The sequence below is a fragment of the Amycolatopsis sp. NPDC003865 genome, from assembly GCF_053605345.1.
Genome location: NZ_JBSGJA010000015.1, coordinates 109,227 through 132,253, shown reverse-complemented (window position 1 = coordinate 132,253; position 23,027 = coordinate 109,227). Strand labels below are relative to the sequence as shown.

Sequence of the window (23,027 nt, the reverse complement as noted above, 5' to 3'; positions counted from 1 at the left end):
CTGTTCACGTTCTGCTCTCTCCTCACTCAGACGTCCCGGGTCACGTCGAGCCCGGCACGCCTCAGTTGCGTCACGGTGTTCCGAAGTGCGCGCCAGTCATGAACCGTCTTCGGGACTGTCATCCACTTCCCGGACGGCAGGCGTACTGAGTAGTGCTTGCTGGTTTGCTCGATCTCCGCACCGGTCGCGCGAATCCGGCGGACGAGCTCGTCCACCGTCGTCGGGAACCGGTTCCCCCGGCCGCCTCGAAAGCGTCTTAGGCGGGCACGTTGCGGATCGAGGACAGGCGAAGCCCCGTCCAGCTTGGGCGGGTCGTACTCGCCAACCGAGATGATCGTTCCGCGGTCGACGACGAGATGAATCCGGCCGCGAATCCGCACCTCACGGCCGGGACATAGCTTCGGATCGCCCGCATGGGTGATCTCTGGGTTGTAGTAGGCGGTCAGGACCTTGCGTGCGTGGTCCGCGTCGGTGATCGAGTCCGCCGCGGACGGCGCGAATTTGGGTAGCGCCATCCCGTCAAGCTCGTGCACGGTCAAAATGCTTCCTTTGCTTGCACACCAATGTCTTTGGCGCGCGCACGCCGAGGACGTGCGGCATTGCGCCGATTAGTTGAGTGCCGGAAGCAACCTTGACCGAGGTGCTTCCCGGAGCCCGGTCAGACGGCTAAGCGCCCTGCCGGTGGAAGTGATTGGGCCGTTGGTGGTGACTGTGGATCGCGGAGCGCCCTGAGAGCGACACGCGTGCGCGCGTACTGACGGACAGACCGTCGTACGCGCACTAACGCCGAATCGCTCACTTTGGGCACTCTCCGATCCAAGCCGGACGCCCCCCGTCCGACTCCCCCGCTGGTCACGGCCTTACTGATCCTGGCGTACCGATCTGTTTTGGTAACACCCGGGTACCTAACGGAACATTCCGCACGCCCGAGGTGCAACACGGACATTAGATCTTCACTCGTTCGTGGCGCGGATATGCCGTTGGTAACCCTGTTGGCCTAATCACTTCTCCCGACTCGGTAGCACTACCTGATCGGGTTAACTCGCTCCGGTTGGTTGATCAACTACAGGTGGTTAGTTGATCGCCCACTTTGGGCTCGGCGGGGAGCAGGATGGGAGCAAACTCCGCTGCGGCGGGTTGCCCCGGGTTGCGTCCTGGCTCCCCGCGGAGCCGCTAAGCCCCTGGTCAGGTTGCGTCCGGTTTCGTAACGCTCTGTCGTGCTGCACCCCGCCCCACGCACTACCTCGACGAGGCCGAGGCGCTGGCCGACCGCGTCGCGGTGATCGCCCGCGGGGAGATCGTCGCGCAGGACACCCCGCAGAACCTGGGCGGCCGGGCCGCCGCCGAGGCGACCGTGCGGTGGACCGACGAACGCGGCGCGCACGTCGAGCGCACCGCGTACCCGACCAAGCTCGTCACCGAGCTCTCTGCTGGGGGTAGGGAGCTCGCCGGGCTGACCGTGACCAGGCCGAGCCTGGAGGACATCTACCTGGACCTGATCGGAGACAAAGCATGACGACACTAGCCTTACCGGGCCCGTTGTCGCTGGGCCTGGCGCGCGGCGGCACCGAACTGCGGCAGTTCTTCCGGCACAAGGAACAGGTGGTCTTCACCTTCTCCCTGCCCGCGGTCCTGATGATCCTGCTCGGGTCCATCCTGGACGGTCCGACCGCGCTCGAGGGCGTCACCTCGGGGCAGCTGCTGGCGGCCGGGATGATCGGCTCCGGCATCGTCTCGACGTCGTTCAACAGCATCGCGACCGGCGTCTCGGCCGACCGGGAAACCGGGGCGCTCAAACGCCTTCGCGGCACGCCGATGCCGCCCGCGTCCTACTTCGTCGGCAAGATGGTGCTGGTCGCGGTGTCCAGCCTGGCCCAGACCGTCCTGATGGCCGCGGTCGCCGTGCTCCTCTTCGGACTCCAGCTGCCCTCCGACCCGGCGAAGTGGCTGACGCTGCTGTGGGTGTTCGCGCTCGGCATCGTCTCGTGCACGCTGCTCGGCATCGCGATCAGCTCGCTGGCCAAGTCGACGAACGGCGCCGTCGCGATCGTCCAGATGCTGTACCTGGTGCTGCAGTTCATCTCCGGCGTGTTCGTCTCGCCGATCACCAACCTGCCCAAGGTTATGGTGGACATCGCGTCGTTCTTCCCGTTGAAGTGGATCTGCCAGGGTTTCCGGTCGGTGTTCCTGCCGGACGCCGCGGTCAGGATGGAGATGGCTGGGTCATGGGAGCTCTCGCGGGTGGCGCTGGTGCTGGGGATCTGGTGCGTGGCGGGCGCGGTGCTGGCACGGCTGACGTTCCGGTGGACCGACGCGAGGTGAAGGACGCCTGGGACCGGTTCAACTGGCTCTGGGAGATCCTCTTCGCGGTCGCCTACCTGGCCACGACGACGCTGGTGATCCTCGACGGTGCCGAGCCGGCCCGCACCGCCGTCGCCGCCGGGGCGCTCACCGCGCTCGCGCTGAGCTACCTGCTGTGGGGCCGCCGGCTCGTCCGGGACGACGACTCGTCCCTCGGGCAGCGCTGGGTGTTCGCCCTCGCGGTGCTGGTGTTCGTCGGGATCGCCATGCTCGCCGAGGGCACGTCCGGCTTCATCCTCTTCATGGCGTGCCCGCTGCTGTTCTCCACGCTCGAGTTCCGCCCGGCGGCGGTCCTCACCACGGTGGCGATCCTGCTCAACCCCGCGGCCGCCGTCGTCAACGACGGGTTCAGCGGCCCGACGTTGCACATCATGCTGCCCATGACGGCGATCCTGGTCGTCTTCGGCGTGCTGTGCGGCAAGTTCATCGGGCACGTCATCGAGGAGAGCCGGGCGCGGGCGGACCTGATCGCGAAGCTCGAGGAGAGCCAGGCGGAGGTCGCCCGGCTCTCCCGGGAGGCGGGCACGGCGGCCGAGCGCGAACGGCTGGCGCGCGAAATCCACGACACCCTCGCGCAGGGGTTCACCAGCATCGTCACCCTCGCGCAGGCCATCGAGTCCGAAGTGGACACCGACCCGGCGGCGGCGCGGCGGCACGCCGAGCTCGCCGCCCGCACAGCGCGGGACAACCTCACCGAGGCCCGCGCGATGGTCGCCGCGCTGGCGCCGGCGGACCTGGCCTCGGGGTCCCTTGTGGACGCCGTCCGCCGCCAGGCCGACCGGCTCGCGGACGAGACGGGCGTGTCCGTCCGGTACGAAGTGGACGGTGCCATCCCGGCCATCGGCATGGCGGGCGAGGTGGTCCTGCTGCGGGGCGCGCAGGAAGCGCTGAACAACGTCCGGCGGCACGCGCGCGCGTCTTCGGTTTTGGTGCGGCTGTCCGTTGTGGACGAGGCGGTCCGGCTGTCGGTCCGGGACGACGGCGCCGGCTTCGACACCGGCGGCGTGACCGGGTTCGGCCTGCGCGGCATGCGATCCCGCGCCGAGCAGGTGGGTGGCACACTGAGCGTCCGGAGTGGCCCGAGCGGCACCGAACTCACCCTGGAGGTGCCGGCTTGATCCGCGTCATGCTCGTCGACGACCACCCCGTCGTCCGCGAAGGCCTGCGGGGCATGCTCGAAGCCGAACCCGACCTGACGGTGGTCGGCGAGGCGGGCTCGGGCGACGAAGCCGTCGCGCTCGACCGCGTCGCGCGGCCGGACGTCGTGCTGATGGACCTGCGGATGCCCGGCCTCGACGGCGTCGGCGCCACGAAACGCATCCTGCGCGACGAGCCGGGCCGCCGGATCGTCGTCCTGACGACGTACGAAACCGACGCCGACATCCTCCGCGCGGTCGAGGCGGGGGCGTCGGGCTACCTGCTGAAGGACGCGTCGCGCACGGAGCTGGCGAACGCGATCAGGGCGGCTTCGCGCGGCGAGACGGTGCTGGCGCCGTCGGTGGCCGGAAAACTGGTGAACCGCGTGCGCAACCCGGAGCCGCAGCCGCTGTCCGCGCGCGAGGTGGAAGTGCTGCGGCTGGTCGCGACGGGCGGCACGAACGCGGACATCGGCCGGGCCCTGCACATCAGCGAGGCGACGGTGAAGACGCACCTGCTGCGGGTGTTCGGCAAGCTCGGCGTCTCGGACCGGACGGCCGCGGTGACGACGGCGATGGCCCGGAACCTGCTGGGCTGAGCGCCGCGCGGCAGAATGCCCTCATGCTTGAGTCGACCGAACACGCCCTGCTCCGCCGGATCGCCCACGAGCAGGCCGCCTGCCGGGCACCCTCGCTCGTCGCCGCCGTCGTGCGGGACGGGGAGATCGTCTGGTCCGGGGCCCGCGGGCGCGTCGGCGACCAGCCGCCCGGCACCGACACGCAGTACCGGCTGGGCTCGATCACCAAGACCCTCGTCGCGACCGCCGTCATGCGGTTGCGCGACGAAGGCCTGGTCGACCTCAACGACCCCCTCGAAAAGCACGTGCCCGGCACGCCGTTCGGCACCGCCACCGTCGCGCAGCTGCTGTCGCACACGTCCGGCCTGACGTCCGAATCGCCCGGTCTGTGGTGGGAGCGCACCCCCGGCGGCGACTGGGAGGCGCTCGTCGGAAGCCTGGCCGAGGGGGCGACCAAGCACCGGCCGGGCGCGCGGTTCCACTACTCGAACGTCGGCTACGGCGTGCTGGGCGAGCTCGTCTCGCGCCACCGCGGCAAGGGCTGGCTCTCCGTGCTCGACGAGGAGGTCCTCGGCCCGCTCGGGATGACCCGCACGACGCCGCACCCGGTGGGCGCGCACGCCGACGGCTTCGCCGTGCACCCCTTCGCCGACGTCCTCCTGCCGGAGCCCAGCCCGGACGCCGGCGCGATGGCGCCCGCCGGCCAGCTGTGGTCGACGGCGAAGGACCTCGGCCGCTGGACGGCGTTCCTCGGCGGCCACGGCGGTGGCGTGCTGGCCCAGGAGACGATCGAGCAGATGCGCACGATGGTCACCGTCGACGACACCGACGTCTGGACGACCGGCTTCGGCCTCGGCCTGATGCTGGTGCGCTACCAGGGCCGCCGGCTGGCCGGGCACACCGGTTCGATGCCGGGCTTCCTGGCCGTCACGCTGGTGGACCCGGTCGCGCAGACCGGCGCGCTGGTGCTGACGAACTCGACGTCCGGTGTCGGGATCACCCAGCTCTGCCTGGACCTGATCACGATGACCGACGAGCGGGAGCCGCGCCTGCCCGCCGAGTGGCAGCCGTCGGCGGTCGACCCCGCGCTGCTGGCGCTCACCGGGCTCTGGCACTGGGGGCCGACGCCGTACCACCTGCGGATCCAGGGTGACGGGCTGCTGTCGCTGGCCCCGGCCGAGGGCGCCGGGCGCAGCTCGCGCTTCCGCGCCACCGGCCGCGACACCTACGTCGGCCTCGACGGGTACTACGCCGGCGAGACGCTCGAAGTGGGCCGGAACGCCGACGGCGTCGCGACGCACCTCGACCTGGCGACGTTCATCTTCACCCGCACGCCGTACGACCCGGCGGCGCCGGTGCCGGGCGGTGTCGACGGCTGGCGCTGACCCGCCGGGCCCCGCTCACACCCCCAGGGTGGTGAGCGGGGCCCGCAAGCCAGTGCCGAAATCTAGTGGCCTCCGTGACTCGCGGGAACCGTGTTTTTACCCCCACGGCTTACAGCGGGAAGCCGCCGGTTGGTGGAGCGGCCTAGAGTCGGGGACGGGCGCCCCCGCGCCCCGAACACCCCGGTTCCCACATACCGGACAGCTGAATACCACCTTCACCAGCCGCATCCCGACCTGAGAGACTGGCCACATGACCGACGCTGAGTTGACCATCCCCGCAGACCTCAAGCCGGCCGACGGCCGCTTCGGCTGCGGACCGTCGAAGGTCCGCGCCGAGCAGCTGAGCGCACTGGCGGAGTCCGGCTCCACCTACCTCGGCACGTCGCACCGGCAGAAGCCGGTCAAGTCCCTCGTCGGGCGCGTGCGGGCGGGCCTGTCCGAGCTGTTCTCCCTGCCCGAGGGCTACGAGGTGATCCTGGGCAACGGCGGTACCACGGCGTTCTGGGACGCGGCCGCCTTCGGCCTGGTCCGCGAGCGCGCCCAGCACTTCACCTACGGCGAGTTCTCCTCGAAGTTCGCCACCGTGACCAAGGGCGCGCCGTTCCTGGCCGACCCGATCGTCGTCAAGGCCGAGCCGGGCTCCGCCCCCGACATCGCCTACGAAGCCGGCGCCGACCTGGTCGGCTGGGCGCACAACGAGACCTCCACCGGCGTGGCCGTGCCGGTCCGCCGCCCCGAAGGCTCCGGCGACGCGCTCGTCGCGATCGACGCCACCTCCGGTGCCGGCGGGCTCCCGGTCAAGGCCGAGGACTTCGACGTCTACTACTTCGCGCCGCAGAAGTCGTTCGCCGCCGACGGTGGCCTCTGGATCGCGCTGGCCTCGCCGGCCGCCGTCGAGCGGATCGGCGAGATCGGCGGGAGCGACCGCTGGATCCCCGAGTTCCTGTCGCTGACCACCGCGCTGGACAACTCCCGCAAGGACCAGACGTACAACACCCCGGCCGTGGCCACGCTGTTCCTGCTCGCCGAGCAGATCGAGTGGATGAACGGCCAGGGCGGCCTCGAGTGGACGACCTCGCGCACGAAGGACTCGTCGTCGCGGCTGTACGAGTGGGCCGAGAAGACGAGCTACACGACGCCGTTCGTGAAGGACCCGGACCTGCGCTCGCAGGTCGTCGGCACCGTGGACTTCACCGACGAGGTCGACGCCGCCGCGGTGGCGAAGGTGCTGCGCGCCAACGGGATCGTCGACACCGAGCCGTATCGCAAGCTGGGCCGCAACCAGCTGCGCGTCGGTCTGTTCCCGGCCATCGACCCCGACGACGTCACGAAGCTGACGCAGGCCATCGAGTACGTGGTCGAGCGCCTCAGCTGACCTGGGGAGCCTCGGAGGGGGCCGTTTCCGCCACGGCGGGAAGGGCCCCCTTCTTCGTGCGCAACCGGGGTGCGGCGAACGCGGCCAGAACCAGCAGCGCGAGGCCGAAGAGCTCGTACGACTCCGTCGCCAGCCACCAGCCGAACGAGGGCGCCGGGCGCGGGGCGAACCACATCGGGCCGACGATGAACAACGTCAGCCCGGCCACGACGACCGCGGCCGCCACCCACCGGATCGCGCGGCCGAAGCGCCACGCGTACCACCCGGCGAGGACGAGGATCGGCACGCACCACGTCCAGTGGTGCGTCCACGAGATCGGCGACACGAGCAGGCCGCCGAGCGCACAGGCGGTCAGCCCGAGCACCGGCTCGGCGCGCGCGACGGTCACCGCGACCAGGGCCATCACCACCAGCGCGGCCAGCACCCAGGCGAACTCCGGCAGGCCGGCGCGCACGGTCAGGCCGTGCAGCGACTGGTTGCCGACGTAGTCGACGCCGCCGATGCGGCCCGCGTCGAACACCAGCTTCGTCCAGTAGGTGACCGACGCCGTCGGCCGGATCAGCCACAGCAGCGCCCCGGCCGCGACGAACCCGGCGACCACGCGCGCGGCCGACCGGTAGTCGCGGCGGAACAGGAAGTAGACGACGAACACCGCCGGCGTCAGCTTGATCGCCGCCGCCACGCCGATGAGCAGGCCCTTCGTCCGCTTGCGGTCGCCGGGGAGCAGGACGTCGAGCACGACCAGGACCATGAGCAGCGCGTTGATCTGGCCGAAGCCGAGCGTCGAGCGCACCGGCTCCAGCAGGGCCCCGGCGAGCTGCGCGCCGATCGCGACCAGTGCGGCGACGACCCGGCCGTTGACCTTGGTGGCATCGGTGAGCGAGCCGTTGAGCGTCGCGACGTAGAGGTAGGCGACGACGCCGGTCGCGACGATCGAGGCGATGCTGACCAGCTTCATCGTGACCGCGAAGGGCAGCAGCGTGCCGGGCCAGAACGCGGCCGCGGCGAACGGCGTGTAGGTGAACGGCAGCAGGATCTGGTGGGTCGTCGGCACCCAGGCGTCGTACGGCGAGCCCTGCTCGGCCAGCGCCTTCGCCCCGCCGAGGTAGACCTCCAGGTCCAGGCCGTCGAACCGCTTGAGGACGAGCACGAGGACCACGGCCGCGACTTCGAGCAACACGAGCGCCCACGCCAGCTTCCGCCCAGTCAACGCGCCCCCTCGAACCCAGGTCTTCGACCGGCCGAGATTACCGGGCGCTCAGCAGCAGCTGTGCACCGGCAAGCCCACTGACCTGGCGTTCGCGCTCGCGCCCGTGGCGGCTTCGGCGCCGGCGAGCAGGTGGTCCAGCGCCGCGCGGTCGAACACCCGGCCGGCCGCCACCACCGTGTCGATCCGCCGGATCGCGCGGATGTCGGTCAGGGGGTTCGCGTCGAGGAGCACCAGGTCGGCCACCTTGCCCGGGGCGATCGTGCCCGCGGTCGCGGACCGGCCGAGGAACGCCGCCGCGTCGCGGGTCGCCACCTGCAGCGCGCGCAGCGGGGACAGACCCGCTTCGACCAAGTGCTCCAGCTCGTCGTGCAGGCTGAAGCCGGGGAAGACGTACGGGTTCAGGCAGTCCGTGCCGGCGAGCAGGGGGACGCCCGCCCGGTGCGCCGCGCCGACCAGTTCCACCTGCGCGCGGAAGTAGGCGTCCTGCCGGGCGATCTCCTCGGGGGTGACCGGCGTGCGGATCCGCACCTGCTCGGCCCAGTTGTCCCGCACGTTCCGCGGGATGTACTTCAGCCGGGGGTCGTGCGCGAACGTACTGGCCGGCGAACACATCACCTTGTTGACGACCAGCGTCGGGGTCAGCCGGGTTTCGTTGCCCACGAGGCGGGCGAAGAACTCCTGGGCTCGCCACGGGCTGTACGCCTCGGTCGCGCGCCGGTCCAGCTCCCGGGCGAGGACGAAGAACGCGCGCGGGTCCGCCGGGTCGAACGGCGTCGCGGCCAGCGTCCGGAGAAACTCGTCCCGGTGCGCCGACGTGTAGAGGGGGACGCCGAAGAGGTGCTCGAAGCTGCGCTGGCCGGCGTCGCTCGCGACCGGTTGCGGGACCCGGTACGGCCAGTGCCCGCCGAACGGCAGCCCGGCCCGGCGGCACTCGTCGGCGATCGCCGCGAAGGCCTCCGCGCCCAGGTAGGAGTACACCTTGACGAAGTCGGCGCCCTCGGCGATCGCGGTCGCGACGGCGGCGCGGGCCTCGGCGTCCGTCGCCACCTTGGTCACCGGCGGCTGGAGCATGGAGACGGGACCATCGACGATCGAGCTGCCCATGACGACCCGGGGACCGGCCAGCTCCCCGCGGACGATCTTGTCGCGCGCCGCGCGGTTCTCCGGGTAGCCCCACATCTCGCGGATCCCGGTGACGCCGTTGGCCAGGTACAGCGGCGGGAAGATCGCCTCGAGGTCGAGGCCGTGGGTGTGCAGGTCCCAGAGGCCGGGCACGAGGTACCGGCCCCGGCCGTCGACGGTCCGGACGCCGCTCGACGCCGGCAGGTGCGCGGCCGGGCCGATCCAGGCGATCCGGTCGCCGACCAGCACGACGGCCGAGTCCGGCCGGGGCGGGCCGTCCGTGCCGTCGACGACGGTGGCCCCGAGAACGACGACGACTTCCGATCCGGCCGCGGCGGCCTCCTGGGCGAAAACGGCGGGGGCGATCCCCGCGGTGGCGAGCCCCGCGCCGGCGGCGGCCAGCCGGCGGAGGAAGTCACGCCGGTTCGTCTCGACCCGTACCACGGCCGCCCCCTTCGCTCGGGTTCGCGGCCCATTCAACCCGCCGGGCGGGGGGTGTGAATCTCCCAGCGTGCGGTGTTCCGGCTGCGCATGCTCGGAGGTAGCGCGGGTGGGGCCGCCACCCGCGAAAGTGCACGCGCGCGGCGGCGGGGGCGCTCGCCGCGAACGCCCCCGCCGGACAACACCCTCGCCGAAGCCTCCCCTCGCCCGGCCGAACCCGCGCGTGGGCGGCACTTTCCCCGCAAAGTGCCGCCCCGCGGTCAGGCCAGGGCTTGCGTGGGTGCCAGCCGGGCCGCGCGGACCGCCGGGTACGCCCCCGCGATCGCCCCCACCAGCGCGGCCACGCCCACGCCGCCGGCCAGCGTGGCCCACGGCAGGACCGCCGGCCAGCCCTGGCTCAGCGCGTACCCCGCGGTCACCAGCACCCCGGCCAGCACCCCCGCCAGCCCGCCCAGCCCGGACAGCAGCACCGACTCGGCCAGGAACTGCCCGCGGATCTGCCTCTTCGTCGCGCCGAGCGCGCGGCGCAGGCCGATCTCGCGCCGTCGCTCCAGCACCGAGATCACCATCGTGTTCGCCACCCCGACCCCGCCGACCAGCAACGCCACGCCGCCCAGCCCCAGGAACAGCGCGCTGTACGTCGTGTCCGTGAGCTTCTGCGCGGCGAGCGCGTCCGACGGGCGGCGGACCTCGACCTCGTTGGGCGCCTGCGGGTTCAGGGTCGCGCCCAGCACCGACCGCACACCGTCCACTTGGGACTCCTCCGCGCGGACGTACACGGTGGACGGATGACCGTCGAACCCGAGCAGGCGCTTCGCGACGTCCCAGCCGACCAGTGCCGACCGCTCGATCTCCGGCGCCAGCGGCATCGGCGAGAGGATCCCGACCACGGTGAACCACTGCGTCCCGATCAGCACCTGCGGCGGCCGGGCCGGGTCGATGTGGTCGATGCCCAGGCGGGCCGCCGCCTGCGAACCGAGCACCGTCACCGGGTAGTCCTGGTTGCCCGCCGCGAGGAACGCGCCGGCGCGCACCTTCCCGCCGAGCACGGCCAGCAGGTCCGGCTTCGCCGCGAACACCGCGAGCCCGGACGTGTCGTCCGGCGCGATCTTGTCGCTGCGCCGCACGCTCGCCGACGTGGTGCCGGTCCCGCTCGCCGCCTGGACCGGCCCGATCCGCTTGGCCATCGGGACGGCGTCGTCGGGCAATGTCGCGTCGTCGCCGAACAACGTCTGCCCCGGCCCGGCGGTGAGCAGGTTCGTGCCGAGCGCGGCCAGCCGGTCGTGCAGGGCCTGCCCGCCGGATGCCGGGATCGCCAGCACCGCGACCATCGCCGCGACCCCGATCGCGATGCCCAGCGCGGAAAGCACCGCGCGCACCGGCCGCGTCCGCATGCCGTGGGCGCCGAGCGCGACGACGTCCGGCGGCTTGAGCCGGGCCGGTTCCGGCAGCAGCACCGCGGTCACCGCGCACCCACCAGGCCGGTGTCGAGGCGCAGGTGGCCGTCGAGCAGCTCGATCCGGCGCGGCATGCCCGCCGCGATCTCGCGGTCGTGGGTGATCACGACGATCGTGGTGCCGTCCGCGGACAACTCACCCAGCAGCGAGAGCACGGACGCGCCGGTGCCGGTGTCGAGGTTGCCGGTCGGCTCGTCGGCCAGCAGGATCGACGGCTCGTTGACCACGGCCCGCGCGATCGCGACGCGCTGGCGCTCCCCACCGGACAGCTCCCCCGGCCGGTGCCACGCCCGGTGCCCCAGCTTGACGCGGTCGAGCGCGGCCAGCGCCCGGTCGCGCCGCCGTCGCCGCGGCACCCCGGCGTAGAGCAGGCCGGTGCACACGTTGTCCACCGCACTCATCCCTTCGTCGAGGAAGAACTGCTGGAACACGAACCCGATCCAGCGCGAGCGCAGCGCCGAGACCTTCCGGTCCGGCAGCGCGGCGACGTCGTGGCCGTGCAGCTCGACGCGCCCCGACGACGGCCGGTCGAGCGTGCCCATCAGGTGCAGCAGCGTCGACTTGCCGGACCCCGACGGCCCGACGATCGCCACCATCTCGCCGTTTTCCAGCGACAGCGAGACGCCGTCGAGCGCGGCCACCCCGCCGGGGTAAGTGCGCGTGACCTCGTGGACGCGCAGCACGGGCGTCACGACGTCGTCACCACCCGCATGCCCGCGGCGAGGCCGTTCCCGGTGACCTCGACCTTGCCGCCGCTGAACAGTCCGGTTCGGACACCGATCAGCCGCCGCTGCCCGTTCTCGTCGACCTCGACGGCGTACCCGCCCTCGGCGAGCGCGAGCAGAGCGCCGACCGGAACCGCGAGCACACCGGCGTGGACGTCCTTGGTGAACCGGACGCTCGCCGGCGCCGAGTCGAGCGTGCCCCCGGCCGCCGGGTCGTCCAGCCGGACGGTCACGGTGATCTTGGGCTTGCCGTCGTCCTGGCCGGCGGCGTCCTTGCCCTCGACGGCGGTCCGCCCGACGTCGGTGATCGTGCCCTGGGTCGTCTTGCCGTTGATCGTCACGGACGCCTTCGCGCCCTGCTGCGCGAGATCCTGCTTCGCCGCGTCCAGCTTCACCTGCACCGAACGGACGGTCCCGGTCGTCTTGAGCACCTCGCCCTGCGCGGGCGAGCCCGGCTTCGCCGACAGCGCCGACACGCGGACCTCGCCCGCCGCGAGCACGACGTCGCCCTGGCCGAACGCACCGGTCTGCTCCAGCCCCAGCGACTTCTGCCACTTCTTCAGCGCGGCCGCCGTCGCGGAGGTGAACTTCTTGTCCGGCGTGCCGAACCCGCCGAAGCCGCAGGCCTTGAGGTTCTCCTCCAGCTGCTTGACGTCGGCGCCGTCGTCCGCGCCGGTGGCGAGGTCCCGGTAGAAGGGCAGCGTTCCGTAGAACAGCGGCACCGGCTTCGCGTCCACTCCGTACACCGGCTTGCACCGGGTGATCGTGGCGCCGGCGTCGGGCAGCGACGTGATCGTGCCCGGTTTGCGGCCCTGGACGCTCGATTCGTCGCCGTAGCCGAGCGTGCCGTCGGCTTCCTCTTCCTCGCTGAGGTCGGTCTTGACGACCTCGGCCGTCTCGACCGGCGGCGGCGCGGCCTCCTTGACCGGCGTCGCGCTCGACACCCGGGTCAGGACCACGACGGAGCTGGTGCCCAGCACCACCACGAGCACCGCGCCGGCGACGAACCAGCGCGTCCGGCCGCGGCGGCGGGGCTTGAGGTGGGTCACTTCGCTCACTTTCCGGCCTCGCTGCTGACGCTCATGCCGAGCCCGCACGCCTTCGCGGCGTCTTCGAACTTCTTCGGGTCGTCGCCCGGCCCGCCGATCCGCGTCATGCCCTTGCCGCTGGGATCGGGGTCGGGCATGTCGATGCCGTGGTCGCGCATGCACTTCGCGTCCTTGCGCATCTTGTCGAGCTCCTCGGCGCTCGGCGGCTTCATCTCGCCGCCGTTGGGCATGAGGTGCTTGCACGCGTTCTGCGCGGCGTCGAGCTTCCCGCTGTCCTTCGCGTCGCCGCCCAGGGTGATCGACATGCCCTTGCCGTCCCCGGCCGGTTTCGGGTCGGGCATGTCGACGCCGTGCTCGCGCATGCACTTGGCGAAGTCGCGCATCTTGTCCTCGTCGCTCTTGCCGCTGTTGTCGGCGGCGGTGGGCCCGCCCGACTTCGGCGGCGTCGAGATCGACGCCACCTTCGACCCGTCGTCGGCCTTCGCGCCGCAGCCCCCGAGCAGCAGCGCCGCCCCGAGCGCCGCGACGAAGATCCGTGTCCGCATGGCTCGCTCCTTTCGTCCGGTGGGTGCCAGGTCTACGGATCGGGGGATTCGGGCGCGCTAAGCGTCGTCGCTTATGCGGTCCTTATGGCCCTCCTGCGCAGACTGGGCGGGTGCGCGTGCTGGTGGTGGAGGACGAGCGGCTGCTGGCCGACTCGGTCGCGGAGGGGCTGCGGCGGTTCTCGATGGCCGTCGACGTCTGCTACGACGGCGAGCAGGCCCTGGAACGCGTCGGCGTGCACGGCTACGACGTCGTGGTCCTCGACCGCGACCTGCCGAAGGTGCACGGCGACGCCGTCTGCGCCGCCGTGGTCGAGGCGGGCGGCGAGGCGCGCGTGCTGATGCTGACCGCGGCCGCCGACGTCACCGACCGCGTCGCCGGCCTGGGCCTCGGCGCCGACGACTACCTGACGAAGCCGTTCGCGTTCGCCGAGCTGGTCGCGCGGGTGCAGGCGCTGTCGCGGCGCGCGCGGCCCGCGTTGCCGCCGGTGCTGCAACGCGACGGCGTCGTGCTCGACCTGCCGCGCCACCAGGCCGCGCGCGACGGCCGGTTCCTGCTGCTCTCGCCGAAGGAGTTCGCCGTGCTCGAGGTGCTCATGCGAGCCGAGGGCGCGGTGGTCAGCGCCGAGGAGCTGCTGGAGAAGGCGTGGGACGAACACGCCGACCCGTTCACGAACGCGGTGCGCGTCGCGGTCATGACGTTGCGGCGCAAGCTCGGCGACCCGCCGGTGATCGAGACCGTGCCCGGCGCCGGCTACCGGTTCGGCAAGCCGTGACCGCGCTGTCGGTCCGGACGAAGCTCACCGCCTGGTACGGCGGGCTGTTCCTGCTGGCCGGGCTGGTGCTCGTCGTCATCAACTACCTGCTGGTCCAGAGCACGCTGCCGGACCCGGCCCGGGTCGCCTCGACGACGATCGGCTCGGCCGACGCCACCTACGGCATCGCGGCCGGCACGCCCCTGCCGTCCGAAGGCGTGGCGGTGCGGCTGCTCAGCGGCTCGCTGGACGAGTACCGCTCCTCGACGCTGTCCACCCTGGTCGTCGGCTCGGCGATCGCGCTGGTGGCGACGGCGGCGCTGGCCGTGCTGTTCGGCTGGCTGATGGCGGGCCGCGCGCTGCGACCACTGCACGACATCACGTCGGCGGCGCGGCGGCTGGAAGCGGGCAAGCTCGACCGGCGGATCAACCTGGAGGGCCCGCCCGACGAGCTGAAGGAGCTGGCGGACACCTTCGACGGCATGCTCGACCGGCTCGCGGAGTCGTTCGACAGCCAGAAGCGGTTCGTCGCGAACGCGTCCCACGAGCTGCGGACGCCCCTGGCCGTCCAGCGGACGCTGGTCGAGGTGGCGATGGCCGATCCCGAGGCGGCGCCGGAGCTGCGCAAGCTCGGCACGCACCTGCTGCACACCAACGAGCGCAGCGAACGGATGATCGAAGGCCTGCTGGTGCTGGCCCGCAGCGACCGCGGCCTCCAGTCCCGGGCGCCGGTCCGGCTCGACGAAGTGGTGGCGGCCGTCGTCCGTGCGACCGCGGCTTCGGCGGAGGCGGCCGGGGTGACGGTGGAGACCCGCCTGCGGCCGCGCGTGGTGGCGGGCGACCCGGTGCTGCTCGAGCGGCTGGTGACGAACCTGGTGGTCAACGCGATCACGTACAACGCCTCGGGCGGCTGGGTTTACGTCGAGGTCCGCGGCGACCCGGCGCTGGAGGTGCGGAATTCGGGACCGGTGGTGCCACCGGAGGCCGTGCCGACGCTGTTCGAGCCGTTCCGCCGGGTGGGCTCGGAGCGGACCGGCGACACGCGCAACGCGGGGCTGGGCCTGTCGATCGTGCGCTCGGTGGCATCGGCGCACGGGGGCTACGCCGAGGCCCAGCCCGGGCGGCGCGGCGGGCTCACCGTGACCGTCCGCCTGCCGCCGTCGTGATCCACTCGATCGTGACTGACCGTGTCCGGCGTGTCACCCGGCGGGCGCCGACCTGCGTCGTCGATGATGCGGGGGTCACCAAGTGAACAGTGGGCAGTTCGACGCGGACTCGGCGCGCCTCGCACGTCAAGCCGACGCGCCGTTCTAACGTGGGCACCCACAACGGTGAAGAAGATCGGGGAGGCGAGAAATGCGGGCGCTGCGAGTGGTCGGGCTGCACGAGGACGGCAAGTCCATCGTGCTCGAAGACCCGGCGAGCCGTACTCGTTTCCTGCTCCCGGCCGATGAGCGACTGCGCGCGGCGGCGCGAGGTGACATCACCCGCCTCGGCCAGATCGAAATCGAGTTGGAGAGCCAGATGCGCCCACGCGAGATCCAGCAGCGCATCCGCGCCGGCGAGTCCGTCGAGCAGGTCGCCGCGAGTGCGGGCGTTTCGACGCAGCGCGTCGAGCGCTACGCCTACCCCGTCCTGCTCGAGCGATCCCGGACCGCCGAGCTCGCGCAGAGCGCCCACCCGGTCCGCGAAGACGGCCCCGACGTGCAGACGCTCGGCGAGGTCGTCGCGTACGGCTTCGGCGTCCGCGGGCACGACTACTCGCAGGCCACCTGGGACTCGTGGAAGGGCGACGACGGCCGCTGGGTCGTCGTGCTGCGGTGGAAGGCCGGGCGGTCGGACAACCGCGCGCACTGGGCGTTCTCGCCGGGAGCGCACGGCGGCACGGTCGTGGCGCTCGACGAGAACGCCGAGGTCCTGCTCGACCCGAACGCCTACCGCGCCCCCCGCACGGTCCGCGCCCTCGAGCCGGCCCGCGAAGCGGAGTTCCAGCCGACGCTGGACTCGGTGGAGCCGGAGCGCGCGGAGCTGCCGGCCGCCGAGCCGGACCCGGACGACGACACCCGCGAGATCCCGCGGGTCCCGGCTGATCCCGAAGAGGACCACGCCGAGCCGCGGCCGAAGGCCAAGAAGAACCACCCGATCGTGCCGTCCTGGGAGGACGTGCTGCTCGGGGTCCGTTCGCAGCGCGGCTAGTCGAGCCGCGCGGCGAGCGTCTTCGGCGCCACCTGCCGGTAGGCCTCCCGCACGATCCGGTCGACCTCGCCCCAGTCGACGTCGACGTCCAGCCGCACGCCCAGCCACCCGCGGTGCCCGACGTACGCCGGCCGGAAGAACCGCTCGGGCTCGGTCCGCACGAGCTCTTCCTGCACCCCGGGCGGCGCCGGGCACCAGAAGGCCAGGCGGCCGTCGCCGTGGTGGTCGTCGTGGAACATGACGAAGGTCTTCTTGCCGCGCACGAACCAGGCGGGCGAGCCGTGGCTGAGCCGCTCGGTCGCTTCGGGCAGGGCAAGGCACAACTTCCGCAACGCGTCCAGCTGCACACCCATCGGACACCCGCCTCAGAACGCGATCACGAGCACGCCGATCCACGCGATCACGACGCCGCCCGCCGCGCCGTACGCGGCCCAGCGCAGGATCGGCGTGCGGCGGATCAGCCACAACGACGGCGTGATCCCGGCCGTCACGACGACCGACGCCACCAGCGCCAGCCAGCCGCTGGTCTCCCGCGCAAGTGTCGATGCCAGCGCCAGCATCGCCACCACGACCACGGCCGCGATGAACGCCGACACCGTCAGCCCGGTCAGCCACGGCGTCGGTTCCCCGGGTGGGCCGGGCGGCCCGAGCACGGTCCGGACGAACTTCCGGCCGGGTGCGCTGTCGCGCGGGGGTGGCTCGACGACCGTGTCGGCGCCCGTCACCGGGTCCACGAACCGCACCGTCGTGCCCATCACCGAGGCGAGCCGGCCGGCCAGCTGACGGCCGCGCTGCGAAACGACGGAACCCGCTTCGGCCCCGGAACCCGCCGAGACCGCGGACGCCACGCGCGCCCACTCGTGCAGGGCCTGGGCCAGGTCGGCGCCGATCGCGAGGTTGTGCGGGTCGACCTCGCGCGCGTGTTCCCCGCCCGGTCCGGCCAGCACGGCGCGCTCACCGCGGATCCGCAGCTCCATGAACCGGAACCTTAGTCGGCCCGCGCCAGTTCGTAGAAGGCCACGGCGGCGGCCGTCGCGATGTTGAGTGAGTCGACTCCGGCCGGCATGGGTATCCGGACGGCGTGATCAGCCGCCGCCAGCGCCGTTTCCGTCAGTCCGGGACCTTCGGCGCCGAACAGCAGCGCCACCCGGCCGGGCGCGTGCGCCCGGAGCTCGGGCAGCGGGATCGAACCGGCCCGCGGCGTGAACGCGGCGACGGCGAACCCGCGCGCCCGAAGGTCGTCGAGCCCGCCGGGCCAGTCCGTGAGGTGCCCGAACGGCACGCGCAGGACGTGCCCCATCGACACGCGCACACTGCGCCGGTACAGCGGGTCGGAGCAGCCGGGGCCGAGCAGGACACCGCCGACGCCGAGCGCGGCAGCGTTGCGGAAGAGCGCACCCAGGTTTTCGTGGTCGCCGACGCCTTCGAGCACGGCGATCGTGCCGGCACCGTCGACGACTTCGGAAACCGTCAGCGGCGCCGGCCGGTCCGCGACGGCGAGGACCCCGCGGTTGAGGTGGAACCCGACGATTTCCGCCATCGTCTCCGCCGAAGCCGCGTACTGGGGCACGTCGAGCCCCGCGAGATCGCCGGCCAGCTCGGCGAACCGCCGTTCGACGCCCAGCAACGCCCGTACCGGGTACCGGGACGCCAGCAGCCGGGACACCACGACGGTGCCTTCGGCGATGACGAGTCCCTTGCCGCCCGGCCGGTCCGGACGGCGGTCCGCTGTGGACAGGTCGCGGAAATCGTCGACGCGCGGGTCGTCGATTTCGTCGATGTGGATCACGCCCATCAGCCCAGTCTGTCACCCGCTTGCCGGGCTCCTCACTGGTCCGAACGTCGAGCCACCAGTGGTACGAACGGGGGGATTTTGCTGTCAGTTAACTCCTCGTGACGGAGAGCACCAGTTTGGCCGCTAGCCCGGCTGCATCGCCTGTGAAACGGTTGTCCGCCGGGGCCGGAAACACGTCCTAGTTCCACGCCGACGCACGAAGCAGGGATGGTCATGGGGATGGACCTCGCGGCTCAATCGTTCAACACGCTGGACCGCGGACGGTACCGCCGCAAGGTGCAGCGTTGCCTGGACACGTTGGCCCGCATGCTCACCGACGGCAGCTTTTCTTTCCCCCGCAAGAACATCGGCCTCGAGGTGGAGCTCAACCTCGTCGACCGCGAGCTGCGCCCGTCGATGACGAACACCGCCGTGCTGGAAGCCCTCGACGACCCGTCGTTCACCACCGAGCTGGGCCAGCACAACCTCGAGCTGAACGTGCCGCCGCGGCCGCTGGCCGGGGATTCCGCCCTCCAGCTCGAAGACGATCTCCGCGCGTACCTCGCGACGGCGGCCTCGAAGGCCCGCGACACCGGGTCGCAGCTGGCCATGATCGGCATCCTGCCGACGTTGAAGCACGAGCACTTCGACCAGAAGTGGCTCACCAACAAGGCCCGGTACTCCACGCTGAACGACCAGATCTTCGCCGCGCGCGGCGAGCGCACGGTGCTGGCGATGGAGGGCGCGGCCCTGCCGGGCCAGCAGCCCGAACGCCTGCGCAGCTACGCGGAGTCGATCCTGCCGGAGGCCGCGTGCACCAGCGTGCAGCTGCACCTGCAGGTCGCGCCCGAGGAGTTCGCGGCGCACTGGAACGCGGCGCAGTGCCTGGCCGGGCCGCAGATCGCGCTCGCGACGAACTCGCCGTTCCTGCTGGGGAAGGCGCTCTGGCACGAGACGCGGATCCCGCTGTTCCTGCAGGCGACCGACACCCGGCCCGAGGAGCTGAAGAACCAGGGCGTCCGGCCGCGGGTGTGGTTCGGCGAGCGGTGGATCACGTCGATCTTCGATCTGTTCGAGGAGAACGTCCGCTACTTCCCCGGCCTGCTCCCGGAAACCGACACCGAGGACCCGATCGAGGCGCTCGACGCCGGGCAGGCGCCCAAGCTGACCGAGCTGCGCATGCACAACGGGACGATCTGGCGCTGGAACCGCCCGGTGTACGACGTCGTCGACGGCCTGCCGCACCTGCGCGTGGAGAACCGCGTGCTGCCGGCCGGGCCGACGGTCGTCGACACGGTCGCGAACGCGGCGTTCTTCTACGGCGCCCAGCGCGCGCTCGCCGAGGCGGAACGCCCGGTGTGGAGCCAGATGTCGTTCCAGGCGGCGGAGGAGAACCTCTACGCCGGCGCCCGCCGCGGATTCGAGGCGCAGCTGTACTGGCCGGGCATCGGCTGGATCCCGCCGGACGAGCTGGCGCTGCGCGTGCTGCTCCCGCTCGCCCACGAAGGCCTGCGCCGCTCCGACGTCTCCGACGAAGCCCGCGAGCGCTACCTCGGGATCGTCGAGCGGCGTTGCCTCGCGCGGCGGACGGGGGCGACCTGGCAGCGCGACTACGTCCTGCGCGCGCAGGAGCGCGGGCTCGACCGCGAGGAGGCGCTGACCCGCATGCTGGGCCGGTATCTGGAGCTGTCCGAGTCCGGCGAGCCCGTCCACACCTGGCAGCTGGGCGACTGACCGCTAGCCTGGGCCGATGCCGAAGATTCTCGGTGAGTCGCTGGAGGCGCACCGGCGCGAAGTCCGCACGCGGGTCTTCGAAGTCCTGCGCGCCCAGCTGTACGAACGCGGCTTCGACGCGATCACGCTCGCCGGCGTCGCCTCGGCGGCCGGGGTGGGCCGGACCGCGCTGTACAACCACTTCCCCGACAAGGAAAGCCTGCTCGTCGCCTTCGTCGAGGACGAGGCGGCCCGGTACGTCACGCGGCTGACCGAAGCGGTCGAAGCGCAGGCCGACCCGGTCGACCAGCTCGCGACGTTCGTGCGGTTGCAGCTGCGCGTGCTGGCCGAGTTCCACATGCCGCCGGGCACGGCGCTGGCTTCGGCGCTCGCGCCCGCGGCCTACCGCCGGATCAGCGCGCACGCCGACCCGATCACCGACCGGCTGCGCGCGATCCTGGCCGGCGGCGTCGACCTCGGGCGCTGGCCCGCCGAGGACCCGGACGTCCTGATCCCGATGATCACCGCCGCGCTGGGCAACCGGACGCTGGTCGACGGCCCCGCCGACCAGCTGGAAGACGTCGTGGAAGCCGCCGTCCGGTTCGTGCTGCGCGCGGTCGGGGCGTCGATTTAGGGTAGCCTAACCCGGAAATATGCCCTACGATCTTTCTGACAGCGTGTCAGATCGATCGCCGGGAGGCCTGCCCATGTCGGTGACCACGGACGCTCGCCCGTTCTCGGCGACCCTGCGCGCGTCGACGCTCGAGGTGCACGAGAAGGCGAACTACTCGACGTACATGCGCGCCCTGCTCGGCGGTGAGCTGACGCAGGAGGGCTACACCCAGCTCGCCATCCAGTACTACTTCGTCTACGGCGCCATCGAAGCGGCGAGCGACCGGATGGCGGGCGACCCGGTCGGGGACGGGTTCGTGTTCGACGAGCTGCGCCGGCTGCCGAGCCTGGAGCGCGACCTGGCCCACCTGGTCGGCCCGGACTGGCGCTCGACGATCACGCCGCTCGCGTCCACCCGGGCTTACGTCGCGCGGATCGAGGAAGCGTCGTCGTGGGCCGGCGGGTACGTGGCCCACCACTACACGCGCTACCTGGGCGACATCGCGGGTGGCCAGGCGATCCGGCGGCTGCTGGAGAAGAAGTACGACGTCGCCGAGGCGGGCACGCTCTTCTACCACTTCGAGGGGATCGGCAGCGCCCCGCGGTTCCGGGACGCCTACCGCGCGAAGCTCGACAACGCGCCGTGGGACGAGGCCGACCGCGCGCGGGTGATCGACGAGACGCTGGTGGCCTTCGAGTGCAACGTCGCCGTCTTCGAGGAGCTGGCTTCGCGGCTCGACGACTTCCGTGCGTGATCTCACAGCTCGTTGACCTCCAGTTAAGTCCAGGTAGCAGGCTCGGTTTCGGGCGGCGGACCCTCGGGTACGCCACCCACGAGCCGGTCATCCCAGGCGGTGATCACGACACGCCCCCGCTCGCCGCGGAGGGGCGTGTGCTACTAGGTTCGGTACCGGAAACTTGTGTCGAAGACAGAAGGAGGGCCAATGGCCCGCTACGAGCTGCCCGATCTCGACTACGACTACGGCGCCCTCGCGCCGCACATCTCCGGCGAGATCAACGAGCTGCACCACAGCAAGCACCACGCGACCTACGTCAAGGGCGCGAACGACACGCTCGACAAGCTCGAAGCCGCCCGCGAAGCGAACGACTTCGGCTCGATCGTCGGCCTGGAGACCACGCTGGCCTTCAACCTGGCCGGCCACGCCAACCACGTCGTGTGGTGGAAGATCCTGTCGCCGGAAGGCGGCGACAAGCCGACCGGCGAGCTGGCCGCGGCGATCGACGAGGCGTTCGGCTCCTTCGACAAGTTCAAGGCGCAGTTCACCGCTGTCTCGACCACGATCCAGGGCAACGGCTGGGGCGCGCTCTCGTGGGACCCGATCGGCAAGACGCTGATCACCCAGCAGCTGCGCGACCACCACAACAACCTGATCCTGCCGACCGTGCCGATCCTGCTGGTCGACGTCTGGGAGCACGCGTTCTACCTGGACTACAAGAACGTGAAGCCGGACTACGTCAAGGCCCTCTGGAACATCTTCAACTGGGCCGAGATCTCCAAGCGGTTCGACAACGCCGTCGCGGGCGGCAACGGCCTGCTGCTCGGCTGAGCTCATCGCCTGAAACGGGGTCCTCCTCCGGGAGGGCCCCGTTTTTCGTCGTGGGCTGAATGCGCTTGACCTCGAGTGCGGTCGAGGTGTTTGAGTGGTCCCCATGGACGTCGACGCGTATCTGGACCGCCTCGGCGTCGCGTGGCCGGCGGCGCCCGACCTCGCGACGCTGCGCCACCTGCAGGAACGGCACCTGGCCGCGGTGCCGTTCGAGAACCTGAGCATCCACTTGGGCGAGCCGGTCGAGCTGGCCGAAGACGCGTTGTTCGGCAAGATCGTGCGCCGCCGCCGGGGCGGGTTCTGCTACGAGCTCAACGGCCTTTTCGCGGCGCTGCTGAACTCGCTGGGATACGCCGCGGCGCTGCACGCGGCGCAGGTGTTCCGCCCGGACGGCACCCTCGGGCCGCCGTTGGACCACGCGGCGGTCGTCGTGTCGCTGGACGGGGAAGACTGGCTGGCCGACGTCGGCTTCGGCCGCTTTTCCCGGCACCCGCTGCGCCTGTCCGGGGTGGACGCGCAGGCTGATCCGAACGGCGAGTTCCTCGTACTGGACGCGCCCCACGGCGACGTCGACATCGTGCAGGACGGCAAGCCGCGGTACCGGCTGGAGCGCCGTCCGCGGCCGCTGTCGGACTTCGTCCCGATGGCGTGGTGGCAGGCGACGTCCCCGTCGTCCCACTTCACGAAGTCGCTGACGTGCTCGCGCCCGACGTCCCAGGGCCGCGTGACGCTCTCGGGCGACCGGCTGATCGAGACGGTCGACGGCGTCCGGCACGAGGTCGTCCTGGCGACCGAAGCGGCGATCCGGACGGCGTACCGGGTCTACTTCGGCCTGACGCTGACCCGGCTGCCGACGCCACCGGGTGAGAGTCCCTTGACGAGCGGCGAACTTCAGCCCGACACTGCCGTGCAGTGAACGGAGCCCCGGCCTGGGGTTCCCAGGGCCGGGGCTCCGTCCGTTCCCGAACTGACTGCCGCTCCCACCACGAAGCGGACACGTATGAGGTTAGCCTAACCTCATCTCTGCG

23 protein-coding genes and 1 pseudogene are annotated in these 23,027 nt (G+C 71.7%); 14 read left to right on the top strand and 10 right to left on the bottom strand.

The genetic code is table 11. The annotated features are described in order from the left end of the window. Nucleotides 1–26: 26 nt before the first annotated feature. On the bottom strand, nucleotides 27–533 hold the full coding sequence (locus ACWEVP_RS31615; protein ID WP_452066201.1) for a hypothetical protein: 507 nt from the start codon (nucleotides 531–533) through the stop codon (nucleotides 27–29). A gap of 701 nt (nucleotides 534–1,234) precedes the next feature. Between ACWEVP_RS31615 and ACWEVP_RS31610 the strand changes: the two are divergent. From ACWEVP_RS31610 to serC, 6 genes and pseudogenes are all read left to right on the top strand, one after another. After that, nucleotides 1,235–1,516: pseudogene (locus ACWEVP_RS31610) on the top strand (ABC transporter ATP-binding protein); the annotation flags it as partial. Beyond that, nucleotides 1,513–2,322, top strand: a complete 810-nt coding sequence (locus tag ACWEVP_RS31605; protein WP_452066200.1) for an ABC transporter permease — start codon at nucleotides 1,513–1,515, stop codon at nucleotides 2,320–2,322. The pseudogene ACWEVP_RS31610 and the gene ACWEVP_RS31605, both read left to right, overlap by 4 nt. Then, a complete protein-coding gene (locus ACWEVP_RS31600) occupies nucleotides 2,319–3,479 on the top strand; it encodes a sensor histidine kinase (RefSeq protein WP_452066340.1) in 1,161 nt (386 codons plus the stop codon). The genes ACWEVP_RS31605 and ACWEVP_RS31600 overlap by 4 nt, the downstream gene beginning before the upstream one ends. Beyond that, nucleotides 3,476–4,096 carry a response regulator transcription factor gene (locus ACWEVP_RS31595; RefSeq protein ID WP_452066199.1) on the top strand — a complete coding sequence of 207 codons (621 nt, stop codon included), beginning with the start codon at nucleotides 3,476–3,478 and terminating at the stop codon, nucleotides 4,094–4,096. Before ACWEVP_RS31600 ends, ACWEVP_RS31595 begins: the two co-directional genes overlap by 4 nt. A 23-nt stretch (nucleotides 4,097–4,119) precedes the next feature. Beyond that, entirely contained in the window at nucleotides 4,120–5,460 is a 1,341-nt protein-coding gene (locus ACWEVP_RS31590) for a serine hydrolase domain-containing protein (RefSeq protein WP_452066198.1), read from the top strand. Nucleotides 5,461–5,710: 250 nt separating this feature from the next. Beyond that, nucleotides 5,711–6,835, top strand: coding sequence for a phosphoserine transaminase (gene serC, locus ACWEVP_RS31585; RefSeq protein WP_452066197.1), 1,125 nt, complete (start codon nucleotides 5,711–5,713; stop codon nucleotides 6,833–6,835). Here the strand turns inward: serC and ACWEVP_RS31580 are convergent. The 6 genes from ACWEVP_RS31580 to ACWEVP_RS31555 all read right to left on the bottom strand — a co-directional run bounded on the left by ACWEVP_RS31580 (nucleotide 6,828) and on the right by ACWEVP_RS31555 (nucleotide 13,384). Further along, on the bottom strand, nucleotides 6,828–8,015 hold the full coding sequence (locus tag ACWEVP_RS31580) for a glycosyltransferase 87 family protein (protein ID WP_452066339.1): 1,188 nt from the start codon (nucleotides 8,013–8,015) through the stop codon (nucleotides 6,828–6,830). The genes serC and ACWEVP_RS31580 overlap by 8 nt on opposite strands. Before the next feature lie 78 nt (nucleotides 8,016–8,093). Further along, nucleotides 8,094–9,611, bottom strand: coding sequence for an amidohydrolase family protein (locus ACWEVP_RS31575; RefSeq protein WP_452066196.1), 1,518 nt, complete (start codon nucleotides 9,609–9,611; stop codon nucleotides 8,094–8,096). 257 nt (nucleotides 9,612–9,868) lie between these two features. Continuing rightward, nucleotides 9,869–11,074, bottom strand: coding sequence for an ABC transporter permease (locus ACWEVP_RS31570; RefSeq protein WP_452066195.1), 1,206 nt, complete (start codon nucleotides 11,072–11,074; stop codon nucleotides 9,869–9,871). Then, on the bottom strand, nucleotides 11,071–11,757 hold the full coding sequence (locus ACWEVP_RS31565) for an ABC transporter ATP-binding protein (RefSeq protein WP_086680226.1): 687 nt from the start codon (nucleotides 11,755–11,757) through the stop codon (nucleotides 11,071–11,073). Before ACWEVP_RS31565 ends, ACWEVP_RS31570 begins: the two co-directional genes overlap by 4 nt. After that, nucleotides 11,754–12,848: a peptidoglycan-binding protein gene (locus tag ACWEVP_RS31560; protein ID WP_452066194.1), complete on the bottom strand. Its 1,095-nt coding sequence runs from the start codon at nucleotides 12,846–12,848 to the stop codon at nucleotides 11,754–11,756. The genes ACWEVP_RS31565 and ACWEVP_RS31560 overlap by 4 nt, the downstream gene beginning before the upstream one ends. After that, nucleotides 12,845–13,384: a hypothetical protein gene (locus ACWEVP_RS31555; protein WP_452066193.1), complete on the bottom strand. Its 540-nt coding sequence runs from the start codon at nucleotides 13,382–13,384 to the stop codon at nucleotides 12,845–12,847. The genes ACWEVP_RS31560 and ACWEVP_RS31555 overlap by 4 nt, the downstream gene beginning before the upstream one ends. 110 nt (nucleotides 13,385–13,494) lie before the next feature. Here ACWEVP_RS31555 and ACWEVP_RS31550 point away from each other — a divergent pair, with 110 nt between their 5' ends. From ACWEVP_RS31550 to sepH, 3 genes are all read left to right on the top strand, one after another. Beyond that, nucleotides 13,495–14,157 carry a response regulator transcription factor gene (locus ACWEVP_RS31550; RefSeq protein ID WP_452066192.1) on the top strand — a complete coding sequence of 221 codons (663 nt, stop codon included), beginning with the start codon at nucleotides 13,495–13,497 and terminating at the stop codon, nucleotides 14,155–14,157. Then, nucleotides 14,154–15,302 (top strand): sensor histidine kinase, encoded by a 1,149-nt coding sequence (locus ACWEVP_RS31545; RefSeq protein ID WP_452066191.1) that lies wholly within the window; start codon nucleotides 14,154–14,156, stop codon nucleotides 15,300–15,302. The genes ACWEVP_RS31550 and ACWEVP_RS31545 overlap by 4 nt, the downstream gene beginning before the upstream one ends. A 190-nt stretch (nucleotides 15,303–15,492) precedes the next feature. Then, nucleotides 15,493–16,332 (top strand): septation protein SepH, encoded by an 840-nt coding sequence (gene sepH / locus ACWEVP_RS31540; protein WP_452066190.1) that lies wholly within the window; start codon nucleotides 15,493–15,495, stop codon nucleotides 16,330–16,332. Here sepH and ACWEVP_RS31535 read toward each other — a convergent pair. From ACWEVP_RS31535 to ACWEVP_RS31525, 3 genes are read right to left on the bottom strand one after another with little or no spacing between them, the layout of a single operon-like run. Beyond that, nucleotides 16,329–16,685: an MmcQ/YjbR family DNA-binding protein gene (locus ACWEVP_RS31535; protein WP_452066189.1), complete on the bottom strand. Its 357-nt coding sequence runs from the start codon at nucleotides 16,683–16,685 to the stop codon at nucleotides 16,329–16,331. The two genes, sepH and ACWEVP_RS31535, sit on opposite strands and share 4 nt — an antisense overlap. A gap of 12 nt (nucleotides 16,686–16,697) precedes the next feature. After that, the gene (locus ACWEVP_RS31530) at nucleotides 16,698–17,309 is read right to left on the bottom strand and encodes a DUF2537 domain-containing protein (RefSeq protein WP_452066188.1); all 612 of its coding nucleotides are present in this window, start codon (nucleotides 17,307–17,309) and stop codon (nucleotides 16,698–16,700) included. A gap of 11 nt (nucleotides 17,310–17,320) precedes the next feature. Then, the gene (locus ACWEVP_RS31525; protein WP_452066187.1) at nucleotides 17,321–18,127 is read right to left on the bottom strand and encodes a TrmH family RNA methyltransferase; all 807 of its coding nucleotides are present in this window, start codon (nucleotides 18,125–18,127) and stop codon (nucleotides 17,321–17,323) included. A 213-nt stretch (nucleotides 18,128–18,340) separates the two neighbouring features. On the opposite strand from ACWEVP_RS31525, the gene ACWEVP_RS31520 reads away from it, so the two are divergent. The 5 genes from ACWEVP_RS31520 to ACWEVP_RS31500 all read left to right on the top strand — a co-directional run bounded on the left by ACWEVP_RS31520 (nucleotide 18,341) and on the right by ACWEVP_RS31500 (nucleotide 22,915). Next, nucleotides 18,341–19,840 carry a glutamate--cysteine ligase gene (locus ACWEVP_RS31520; protein ID WP_452066186.1) on the top strand — a complete coding sequence of 500 codons (1,500 nt, stop codon included), beginning with the start codon at nucleotides 18,341–18,343 and terminating at the stop codon, nucleotides 19,838–19,840. A 16-nt stretch (nucleotides 19,841–19,856) separates the two neighbouring features. Beyond that, complete coding sequence (locus ACWEVP_RS31515) at nucleotides 19,857–20,453, top strand: TetR/AcrR family transcriptional regulator (protein WP_452066185.1); 597 nt, start codon at nucleotides 19,857–19,859, stop codon at nucleotides 20,451–20,453. A gap of 73 nt (nucleotides 20,454–20,526) precedes the next feature. Beyond that, on the top strand, nucleotides 20,527–21,186 hold the full coding sequence (locus ACWEVP_RS31510) for a biliverdin-producing heme oxygenase (RefSeq protein WP_452066184.1): 660 nt from the start codon (nucleotides 20,527–20,529) through the stop codon (nucleotides 21,184–21,186). Nucleotides 21,187–21,375: 189 nt separating this feature from the next. Next, nucleotides 21,376–21,999: a superoxide dismutase gene (locus ACWEVP_RS31505; RefSeq protein ID WP_003088226.1), complete on the top strand. Its 624-nt coding sequence runs from the start codon at nucleotides 21,376–21,378 to the stop codon at nucleotides 21,997–21,999. Between the two features lie 103 nt (nucleotides 22,000–22,102). After that, entirely contained in the window at nucleotides 22,103–22,915 is an 813-nt protein-coding gene (locus tag ACWEVP_RS31500) for an arylamine N-acetyltransferase family protein (RefSeq protein WP_452066183.1), read from the top strand. The last annotated feature ends 112 nt before the right edge of the window (nucleotides 22,916–23,027 follow it).